9 protein-coding genes are annotated in these 10,289 nt (G+C 58.8%); 3 read left to right on the top strand and 6 right to left on the bottom strand.

The features are described from left to right. On the bottom strand, positions 1–481 hold a 481-nt coding region (gene pth, locus NW837_RS02170), incomplete at its 3' end, for an aminoacyl-tRNA hydrolase (RefSeq protein ID WP_414329065.1). Positions 482–729: 248 nt separating this feature from the next. Here pth and NW837_RS02165 point away from each other — a divergent pair. Both NW837_RS02165 and NW837_RS02160 read left to right on the top strand, forming a co-directional pair. Further along, positions 730–1,947, top strand: coding sequence for an HD domain-containing phosphohydrolase (locus NW837_RS02165; RefSeq protein ID WP_414329064.1), 1,218 nt, complete (start codon positions 730–732; stop codon positions 1,945–1,947). 236 nt (positions 1,948–2,183) lie between these two features. Further along, positions 2,184–3,305: a methyl-accepting chemotaxis protein gene (locus NW837_RS02160; protein ID WP_414329063.1), complete on the top strand. Its 1,122-nt coding sequence runs from the start codon at positions 2,184–2,186 to the stop codon at positions 3,303–3,305. 52 nt (positions 3,306–3,357) lie between these two features. Here the strand turns inward: NW837_RS02160 and NW837_RS02155 are convergent, their stop codons facing one another. Beyond that, the gene (locus NW837_RS02155) at positions 3,358–3,759 is read right to left on the bottom strand and encodes a DUF4359 domain-containing protein (RefSeq protein ID WP_071818187.1); all 402 of its coding nucleotides are present in this window, start codon (positions 3,757–3,759) and stop codon (positions 3,358–3,360) included. Between the two features lie 322 nt (positions 3,760–4,081). Between NW837_RS02155 and prfB the strand changes: the two genes are divergently transcribed. After that, positions 4,082–5,213, top strand: a protein-coding gene (prfB, locus tag NW837_RS02150) for a peptide chain release factor 2 (RefSeq protein WP_414329062.1) whose coding sequence is annotated in 2 segments (ribosomal slippage) — positions 4,082–4,153 and positions 4,155–5,213 — 1,131 coding nt in all. Because the reading frame shifts where the segments join, the coding sequence is not laid out codon by codon here. Here the strand turns inward: prfB and NW837_RS02145 are convergent. The 4 genes from NW837_RS02145 to NW837_RS02130 form a co-directional block, all read right to left on the bottom strand. Beyond that, the gene (locus tag NW837_RS02145) at positions 5,210–6,328 is read right to left on the bottom strand and encodes an o-succinylbenzoate synthase (protein ID WP_414329061.1); all 1,119 of its coding nucleotides are present in this window, start codon (positions 6,326–6,328) and stop codon (positions 5,210–5,212) included. The genes prfB and NW837_RS02145 overlap by 4 nt on opposite strands. Positions 6,329–6,638: 310 nt before the next feature. Then, positions 6,639–7,928, bottom strand: a complete 1,290-nt coding sequence (locus NW837_RS02140; RefSeq protein WP_414329060.1) for a M16 family metallopeptidase — start codon at positions 7,926–7,928, stop codon at positions 6,639–6,641. Positions 7,929–7,988: 60 nt separating this feature from the next. Next, on the bottom strand, positions 7,989–9,293 hold the full coding sequence (locus tag NW837_RS02135; RefSeq protein WP_414329059.1) for a M16 family metallopeptidase: 1,305 nt from the start codon (positions 9,291–9,293) through the stop codon (positions 7,989–7,991). Between the two features lie 194 nt (positions 9,294–9,487). Then, positions 9,488–10,289 (bottom strand): site-2 protease family protein (locus NW837_RS02130; protein WP_414329058.1); only part of this gene is annotated, 802 nt, incomplete at its 5' end.

Genomic DNA, 10,289 nt, shown 5'->3' with positions numbered 1-10,289 from the left:
GCACCTCTTGTTCTGCAGGCGCAAATCCCCCCAACACATGCCCGACCACATCTTGGCTGCCCCTGGGTTTGCCCACCCCCAAACGCAGCCGCGGAAACCCTTCGCTCCCCAAGTGCTGAATGATGGACTTCATGCCGTTGTGCCCACCGGCAGAACCGGATCCCCGCAGGCGCAGACGACCCAGCGGCAGATCCATATCGTCGTACACCACCAGCACAGAGGCGAGATCTAACTTGTACCAATCCAGCACCGCCCGCACCGATTGGCCGGAACGGTTCATGTAGGTTTCCGGCTTGAGCAAGCGTCGCTTTCCTCCCAGGGCAAACCCTTCTCCGTAGCTACCTTGGAATCGCTTCTCCAAAACCAACGGGATCCCCCAGCGCTGCGCCAGCCGATCCACCACCATAAAGCCGCAATTGTGGCGAGTATTGGCGTATTGAGGGCCGGGATTGCCCAAGCCCACAACAAGCTGCAGGGAAATCTCATCGGTTCCCTTGGGCTTGACCTGGGTCACAATGTTTCTCGCCTCCTCGAGCTAAAGTAAGGCATCGCTGCTTTGAGTGGTGTTGGCGTGTTTTTGGGCTGCTGGTCGCCCCGAAGGTGTCAGATACCCAGCCGGACTGAGTCGGGACAGCGGTGAGGATCCCTGGGGGCAAATGGCTCGCCGCCCATGACTCTGCCATTGTTTATTGTCAACGCTCATTGTGAACGCTTCTGACCAACCCTGCTATGAGCCTGCCCACCCCCTTCGGTCTTCACCCCAGCACAACCGAATTCGATGCCTCGGATGCCCTGCGCCTCAGCCAGCGTCTGATTCAAGTGGGGATCGCCCTCTCCTCAGAAACGGATCTGCAGCGGCTGCTGGAGTTGATTGTTGCTCAAGCCCGAGAACTGACCCACTGTGATGGGGCCAGCCTTTTTGTCCGAGAGGGGGAGGAACTGCGCTTTTTCGTGGTCAACCGCCATGAGGAGCTGCGGGATCTGCGCCTGCCCCTCAGCCCTTCCAGCATTGTGGGCTATGTGGTGCTCACCGGGGAGAGCCTGAATCTGCCAGATGTCTACCACCTGCCCGCCGATCGGCCCTATGCTTTTAACCCACAGGTGGATCGGCAGACCGGCTATCGCACCCGCTCCTTGCTCACTGTGCCCATGCGGGATCCCTCAGGCAAGATCCTTGGCGCCCTGCAACTGTTGAACCGCCTAAAGCCGGATCACCCCACCCCCCTAGCTCCTGACCAGGTGGCCGAGTGGAGCCAACCTTTTTCTGAGCTGGAAGTCAGCGTGGCAGAAGCCCTAGCCTCCCAGGCGGCGGTTGCCTATCAAAACGTCCAATTGCGGGAAGAGCTCAAATCTGCCCACTTCGAGACCATCTTCTGTCTGTCTCTGGCCGCAGAATACCGGGATCAGGATACCTCCTTTCACCTGAAGCGGATGAGCAACTACTCTCGCATCATCGCCAAGCACTTGGGCCTATCCAGCCATGAGCAAGAGCTGATCTTCTACGCCAGTCCCATGCACGATGTGGGCAAAATCGGGATCCCGGATGCCATCTTGCAAAAGCCGGGGCGTCTGACCCCAGAAGAGCGGCAGATCATGAACCGCCACCCTGAGATTGGTTATGAGATCCTCAGCAAGTCCGACTCCGAGCTGATGCAAAAGAGCGCCATCATCGCCCTTACCCACCACGAGAAGTTCGACGGCAGTGGGTATCCGCGCGGCCTCAAAGGAGAAGGGATCCCTCTAGAAGGGCGGATTGTGGCCTTAGCCGATGTATTCGATGCCTTGGCCAGCCGTCGCCCCTACAAAGAAGCCTGGGCTTTGAATGAGGTCTTTCAGTTTGTAGAGGACAACAGCGGCAGCCATTTCGACCCGCAAGTGGTGGCCGCCTTTAACCGAGGACGCAGCGAAATTCTGGAAATCTACCACCGCTATCAAGAAACCCGCTAAATCCAGCTTCAAAGGGATCCGTTCCAGCAAACCGCAAAGAAGGGATCCCAGGCCATCCTTCCCGCACAATTCTGCAAAATCTATGGGCAGGAGATGGGATCCCAGGGCAAACTGAAGGTGGTCGATTTTCTGCAGGAATCACCCCATCAAAGGCCGATTTAGGGCCGACTTTTTGTGTTACTCTACACATTAGCATCCAACCCATCTGTACCCAACGTGTGCCGACGATCCCTGTGATGGCTACCCTGACAAATCCACCCACTCCTACCCTATCGATCAACACCAAGCTGCGCGATTTGGCCTTGGTGGAGTTTCAGGTGAGCGAGTCCACCCCTTGTGAGAACGTGGTGCGCCGCCTAGAAGATGACAGCAGCCTTTCAGGAGTCATCGTGCTGGACGAGCGGTCACAGGTGCGGGGAATGTTGACCCGCCGCGCCATTCTGGAGTGGATGCTTAGCAAGCCCTACGGCCTGGATGTGTTTTTGAAGCGGCCCATCAGCTCCATGGTAGAGTTCCATAGCCGGGATTTTCTCTTGCTCCCCGGCGACTGCGATGTCATCCAAGCAGCCGACCGAGCTTTCCAACGGCCCGAAGAGACCATCTATGACCCCGTGGTGGTTCAGCTGGGATCCCAGGACTACCGCCTTCTGGATGTGCCGGTGTTGTTGGTGGCCCAGGCCCAGGTGCATCTGGCCACCCAGCGCAAGCTACAAGAGCAGCAGGAAGAGATGAAAAGGATCTTGGCAGAGCTGGAGCAGGAAAAAAACCGCAGCCTCCAGTATGCTCGGGATCTGGAGCGGCAGAAAGCCGAGATCCTCAGCCAAAACCTGGCCCTAGATATGGAACGCCGGCGGGCCCAACAGCGCTCTGAGGAGCTGGCTCGCCTCAACGCCCGCATCATCGAGATTAGCTCGATCCTCTCGGAGAAGGGCAAATCCACCTTTGCCGCCACCTTTGCTGGGGTAGAAGCGGTGCGCACCCTCTTCCAGGAAATTGCCGACAACAACCAGGAGCTATCCCGCGAACTCAAGGAGATCAACACCATCGTGGATTTGATCGTGGAGGTGGCAGGATACATTCGCCTGCTCTCTTTCAATGCGGCTGTAGAGGCCAACCGCAGCGGTGGTGCCGGTGGCTTTGGAGCCATTGCCCAGGAGATCCGCAAATTGGCGGGACGAACCACCGAGGCCAGCAACCGCATTCGCAGCTTGGCAGATCGCATCCAGCGACAAAGCCAATCCACCCTGCAATCGGCTCAAAGCAGCGCTGAGGTGGTGCAATCCCTTTACCAGCAGGCCCAGTCGGCTCAGTTGGCCCTAGAGGAGCTGCAAACCCTGTTGGAACGAGCCCAAATCTAGCCTCCCTTTTGAGATTCTTCTGGATCCTGAGAGCCTGAGGTTGCCATGGTGGCTAGGGGGCAGCTTTCCCCTCTCGAATCTCATAAGTATAAAATTGCCCAGCCACGGCAAGGGTTTCAAAGTGGTAGGTGGGCAAGGAGATCCCCAGTGGGCCAAAGTTGAGCAACGACAAATCGGTGGTGTAGAGGCTGAAAAGGATAAAATTCTGCCGGCGGGTTTGGCGCATGAACAGAGCTTCTAGTTCGGGCTGGAGCTCTCGGACAAGGGCATGACATTCCTCAATCAAAGTGACCAAGAAAGACGGGATCTGAGCGCAGTATTCTCGCGTAGCGTAGGCGGCCAGTTGTTGCCCTGCATGGGTTCTGTACTCTTCTAAGGTGGGATTGGTGATGGCCAAAGCAGCCACTCCTCCCGCCAAAACCAGCCCGGAAAGCAAGGAAAAGACCTTTAGCATCGCAGCCTCCGGAACCAGATTTTCCATTCTGCTACAGGCTTGAGCCACCTCAACAGGGATCTTCCGGCAGAAGCCAAAGGGTTCTGTCCCGCTGACGCAATCGACCAAAGCCGACCCGTCGATCCCGTAGCCCTTTCGCCAGCCGCCTGCGCGGGATCAACAGCCAAACGCTCTACCCCGAAAGGACTCCTAGGAACCCGGTTCACCGGCGCTGCACGGCAACAGTGTTCCGGCAAGCCCGCAGAAGGGCTATATCCCTTGATTGAGTTGCTGGCCCACAGGATAGGATGGGATCCGATGTGCAGATGGTTTGATGTTCTCTATGGAACTTGCCGATCTAAGACGCACCCTAGAATCGCTCACCTTGCGCCTGAGCAACGCTCAGGACTATCTTTGACCTGCCCCACTTGGAGCAACAGATTGCCATCCTAGAGCAAGAAGCCTCGCAGCCGCAGTTTTGGAATGATGTAGAGGCAGCCCGCCGCCACCTGCAAAAGCTCAACAGCCTCAAGGCCTCCTGGGATCAGGTGCACCGCTGGAAGGATCGCCTGGAAGATGCCGCCAGCGCCCTCGAGCTGCTCCAAGAAGAGCCCGATCCAGAACTCCTAGCCGAGACAGCAGGATCCCTGGCAGCGGTGGAGCGGGAGTTGAGCCAGTGGGAGCTACAGCAACTGCTCTCCGGCCCCTACGACAAAAACGGTGCCATCCTCACCATCACCGCCGGCGCAGGGGGAACCGACGCCCAGGACTGGGCGGAAATGCTCCTGAAAATGTACACCCGCTGGGCCGAAAACCAGGGCTACAAGGTCAGCCTCTCGGAATACTCCGAAGGTGCCGAAGCCGGCATCAAGTCCGCCACCCTGCTGATCGAAGGCCCCTACGCCTATGGGTATCTTTCTGCCGAGAAGGGCAACCACCGCATGGAGCGCATCAGCCCCTTCAACGCCAACGGCAAACGGCAAACCAGCTTTGCTGGCGTAGAGGTGATGCCGATTCTGGAAGAGGAAAGCGAGTATGAGCTGAAGATGGAAGATCTGGAGTTCGAGACCTCCCGCTCAGGTGGGGCAGGTGGCCAAAACGTGAACAAAGTGGAAACAGCGGTGCGGGTGATCCACAAGCCCACCGGCATTGCCGTGCGCTGCACCGAGGAGCGCTCCCAACTGCAAAACAAAGAGCGAGCCATCCAGATCTTGAAGGCCAAGCTGATCGAGATGGAAGAAGAAAAACGCAGACAAAAGCTGGCCGAGATCCGCGGCGAGATGGTGACTCAGGGCTTTGGGGGGCGTATTCGCACCTACACCTTCGATCCCTACAAGCTGATCAAAGATCACCGCACCAACGCCGAAACCTACAATGTCGAGGCCTTTATGAACGGCGAGCCGGAGGAGCTGATGCATTTTATCCAGGCCTATCTGCGGCAGGAATACGCCAAACAACAGGCCGCCGCAGTCTAGGGCCGGCTGTAGCGCTCCCACACCGCCTGCATGAGGGCAGCCCGCTCCTGGGCTGAGAGCTGGGTCAAGGTCAGGGGATCCCCTTCCTGGAAAAACTCCCCTACCCCCCATCCCACGGCCCGGGGAGAGGCGGTTTTGGCTTGCAGGGATCCCGCCCAAGCCAACCCGTGCCAGGCGCCGATGGGAGTCTCCAGCGCCGAAGAAAAGACCAGATCCAGGCCGGGATGGCGGCTGAGATACTCTCGCAGCGCAATGCAGGAGCCCACCAGAGACGGCTTCACCACCAGGATCCCTTTCCATCCTGACCGATGGATCGCTTGCAACTGCTCCAGGCAGGCCACCGATTCATCCAAAGCAACGGGGGTTTGGTACTGGCGGCTGAGCTCCACCAAATGGGCGTGCTGATCCGGCGGCAGAGGCTGCTCCAAAAACTCGATCTTGACCGGCGAGGCCTGGTTGAGCCGATCACAAACCATCAGCCACCGGTGGGCCTCCGCAAGCGTTAACCCCCCATTGGCATCCAAACGCAGATGGGATCCTGGTGGCAACCGCTCCAGCCATTGCTCCAGCTTCTCCAACTCCTGCTGCATGGGATCCCTCCCCACCTTGAGCTTGTACACCGACCGCGTGAGTGGGACGGAGTCCTTGTAGGAGTCCTTGTAAGATTCCGGCGGCAGGGTCTCCCCCAAAAGTTCACAGAAAGAGAGTAGAGAGAGATCCTTGTTCAACCAATCGGGATCCCGACAGGCCAGCCAAGCGCCTTCCAACCCAAACCGGCAGGCCGGCAGTGCTTCTGGGATCCCCAAAATATACGCCTCCGACAAAAGAGGGGGCAGCTGCCGACAAAACGCCAGAGCCTGCTCTAAGGTCTCGCTGCCAAACCAAGGGATGGGAGCAATTTCCCCATATCCCTGACAGCCTGTCTCCCGATCTGTAAGTCGGATCAGGATCCCTTCGCGCACGGACCACAGTCCGTGGTGGGTACGCAGGGGCCGCCGAAAGGGACGCCAGTAGGGGCAAAACGCAAAGGAAAACCGCTTTTCCAGCCGCCCAAGCGGCACGGATCCCTCTTTTTGGGTATCCCCTGCAGATGATCTGCTGTGCCTACCAGCCACAAAAAGCTCAAGCAAGATAAAGAAAGGAAAAACGCCAGTTTTCTCAGAGGGCTGCTATTCAGAAACGATCCCCATCGTTTTCTTGGACATCTCGAGATTGACCCACAATCGTGACCTCAATCCAGAGTTATGGTTACTTCAGGCCAGGGTGAGACACATGGGCTCCTAAAAAAAGCTTTCCGGCACTGCGCATTCAACATTTTCAACATTTTTTATTTAGGTGTTTTATTGAGGTGTGGGCGCAATGTCCCCGTTTGAATCGAAATGGCCATGTTTGCCAGATCTTAGTTTTCCTCATGGTTTGCTCAGCTTAAAACACCAGCTCAACCTCTGCCAAGGCGGCTTCCGGCCCCACCAGAGCAATGGCCGGGGGGGTCAGGTAGGTCTTTGCGGCTTGGTGGAGCTGCTCTGGGGTGAGCTGCCTGACCCCCTGCAAATACTGCCGGTCAAACTCCATGCCCAAGCCCAAAATCTCGTACCAGCCCGCCAGTTGAGCCACCTGGGCATTGGTTTGTTTGCTGAGGGCATACTGGCCCAGAAGTTTGCGCTGCGCCATTTCCACCTCTGCCAGGTCGAGCGGATTGGCCTGCAGACGGTGGATTTCTGCTTGTAGGCGTTCCAGAGCCACCTGGGTGTTCTCTGCTGCAGTGCCCATGTAAACCCCAAAAGGGGCGGGATCCCGGCGGGTGGCAAAAAAAGCCGAGACCTCATAGGCCAGGCCACAGCGCTCCCGCAGTTCCACAAACAGACGGCTGGATAGACCGCTGCCCAAGTAGGTGGCCAACAGTTTCAGGGCCGGATAATCCGCAGAAGCAGCAGGGGATCCGCGAAACCCGATCAAGATCGTCGTCTGCTGAGTGGGCTGGGGCAACCTCAGCAGTTGGGGATCCCTCAGAGGGGGCAGGGGAACATCCCGATCCTCTGGAGAGGGGCCGGGAACAACCCAGTCCCCCAAAGCCGCTTCCACCTGGGCAGCCATTTGCTCCGGCGGCTCTGGGCCGATCACCACCATCACCATTCCATTGGGACGACAGTAGGCCGCGTGATAGGCCACCAAATCCTCGCGGGTCAGGGATCCCACCGTTTCCAGCCGTCCCAACCCCGGCAGAGCGTAGGGATGATCCCCATAGAGGGCTTGTTGCACCTGCTCGAAAGCCAAGCTGAAGGGCCGTTCCTGTTGGGCGCGGATGGCCTGCAGCATCAACGCCTGCTCTCGCGCCACCTCCTCTTCAGGAAAACTGGGATCCCGCAGCGTCTCCGCCAGCAAATTCAGCAACTCCGGGAAATCGGCAGCCACACAGCGCAGGCTCACCTCGAAATAGTCGGCAGAACTGTCCACCGATAGCGAGGCTCCCAGCGATTCCACCGCAGCAGCAATGGCCTGGGAGTTGCGCCGATGCGTGCCTTTGGTGAGGACAGCCGCCATCAAGTGGCTCACCCCCGCCTGTTGCGGTTGCTCTGCCCGGCTGCCGCCGCGGAAAAAACAGTGGGCAGCCAAGATCTCCACCGTTGGGTTCTGGCCCAGCAACAGCGTGATGCCATTGGCCAAAAGGACGCGCTGTAAACGGCCACGTTGGGTGGCAAGCAGAGCAGAGTTCATGCAGGCAAGGGATCCCGTCCAAAATCCGAAAGTCAAGAGTCCAGAGCGTCGAGGCAGCGCTCACCGACAGGCCAGTTGCAGCTCCGAGGCCATTGCTGGATCGAGGGCAGTCGGCTTGAGAACGGTGACCACATAGGCCTCCAAAGACAAGTACTGCTGGGCCAACTCCCGGATCTGAGCCGGAGTAAAGGATTGCACCAGCTCCAGGTACTCTTGAATGCGTTGCACCCCGCCCAACGTCTCGTAGTAGCCATAGATGCCCGCCAATTGGCTGGGGGACTCGGCGGAGAACAGAAACTCATGGATGAGCATACGCCGGGTGCGATCCAACTCTGCTTGGCCGATGCCATCCTGCTGCAGCTTTTCAATCTCGTGCAGAATCGTCGCCTCCACCCGCGCCACATCCTTCGGCTCCAGCTGAGCGCCGATACAAAACAGTCCCCCCTCCTTCAACACCAGCGAAGAACAGCCAATGGCCCTCACCCAGCCCCGCTGTTCCCGCAGCAGATGCACCAGCCGCGAAGTACGGCCATCTCCCAGCACAGAAGCCAACATCTCCAGGCCACAGGCTTGCTGCCAATCGTCAATGCCAACGGTAGGCCAGGCCAATTTCAGACGGGCTTGCTCCAAGCGGGCATGGTCGCTCTCCCGGCGCAGGATCCCTTGGGGACGAGGCTGGGGCGGAATGGGGGGGCTGACCGGTGCTGGCCCAGCAGCAGAGCTGCCAAACTGCTCCTCCACCAAGGCCAACGCCCGCTCGGGATCGATGCCACCCGTCACCACCACCGTCATGGATTCAGGCCGATACCAAGCGCGGTGGTAAGCGCGCATCACCTCAGGGGTCAGTTGCATCAAGCTTTCCGGTGTGCCCAACACCGGTCGTCCATAGGGATGCTCCCCATAGGCGGTCTGCATCAAAAGCTGATAGGCCGTGTAATCAGGGTTGTCGGCGGCGCGGCGAATTTCCTCCAGAACCACCTGCCGCTCCCGCTCAAACTCTGGATCCGGGATCCCGGCCCGCAAAACCACCTCTGCCAAGTAGGGCAAGGTATCCGCTAGGTCAGCAGCAGCCACCGTAATGTAGTAATGGGTGTAGTCTTGGCCGGTGGCAGCATTGGTAACTCCGCCCCGTCCTTCGACGGCCCAATCCAGCTCACCAGGAGCCAGCCGCTCGCTACCCTTAAACACCATGTGTTCCAAAAAATGGGATAGGCCCAGCCACTCCGGCGGCTCATGGCGTCCACCTGTCCGTACCCAGACATCAACGGTTACAGAATCGGCAATGGGGATGGGATGAACGATAACGCCTAGCCCGTTGCTCAGTCGGTGGGTGTAGGCGGGCAAGAGACGAGGAAAGCGGTTCAAAATTCTTAACTGATGGAGAACAGTCTTAATTGTAGATGGGGAAGGGCTCCGGGAAATAGTATCTGAGACTACTTTTCTTGGTCTTCTCTCCCCGGCTTGCGGAGGCAAAACGCTCCGCCCCTTTTGGGGAACCTTTTGTGGAAGAGGAAGAACCTAGGCGCCTTGGGCCGCCCCCTGTCCACCCATCTCCCCAACTAAGGCTCTTGATGGAAATCCGGGGATCCCTGCCAAGCCAGACTGGGGGATCCCTCTCCGGCCAGATTGTCCTCCACCTGAAATCCAGGGGGCCATTCTTCGCTATCGCGCACCCGCTGCACCACCTCTTGGGGCAGCACGACCCCCAACTGCCGGGCAGCCATGGCCACCACATCCCCCCGGTCGATCAAGCCAGCAATGGCGCCGGTGGGCGTGAAAACCAAAATGCGGCGGGGTTCTGCCTGGCGCATCATCTGAATTACCTGGGGAATGGGGGTCTTTTCTCGTACCCCCTGCAGTTGCTCCATCGGCTTGAGAATGGCTTTCAGGGTGAGGCGATCCCACTGGCTGCGCTCGATGTCGTTGAGCAGTTCTGGCCTGACCAACCCGCGATAACGGCCATCTTCCTCGGCAAAATAAACCTCCGCTGGCTGAGTTGGAGCTTCCGGCCTGAGAGAAGAAGGCACCAGATAGCGATCCACAAACTCCCGCAGGCTCATGTTCGCGTCCAAAACCCGAAACTGGCGGGTCATCACATCTGCAGCTTTCAGGCGGGCCAGCACCTGCTGCAGTTGCGCGTACTGGCTGTAGCGGCGGGCGGTGTTCAAAATAAACAGGCCGATCAACCCCACCCAGAGGCCGTTGAGGCTCCCCCAAAATACCACCAGCAGACCTAGCCCCACCAAACCCCAGCCCACCCCCTGGCCGGCTCGGGCCGCCCACAGCATACCCTTTTGCCGATCCCCTGTCCAACCCCAGATGGCCGCCTTGAGCATTTGCCCCCCATCCAGAGGCAGGCCC

This window comes from Synechococcus sp. R6-10 (assembly GCF_047461815.1).
GTDB lineage: Bacteria > Cyanobacteriota > Cyanobacteriia > Thermostichales > Thermostichaceae > Thermostichus.
Note: the sequence above shows the minus strand (reverse complement) of the source record. Positions and strands in the feature narration are given on the sequence as shown.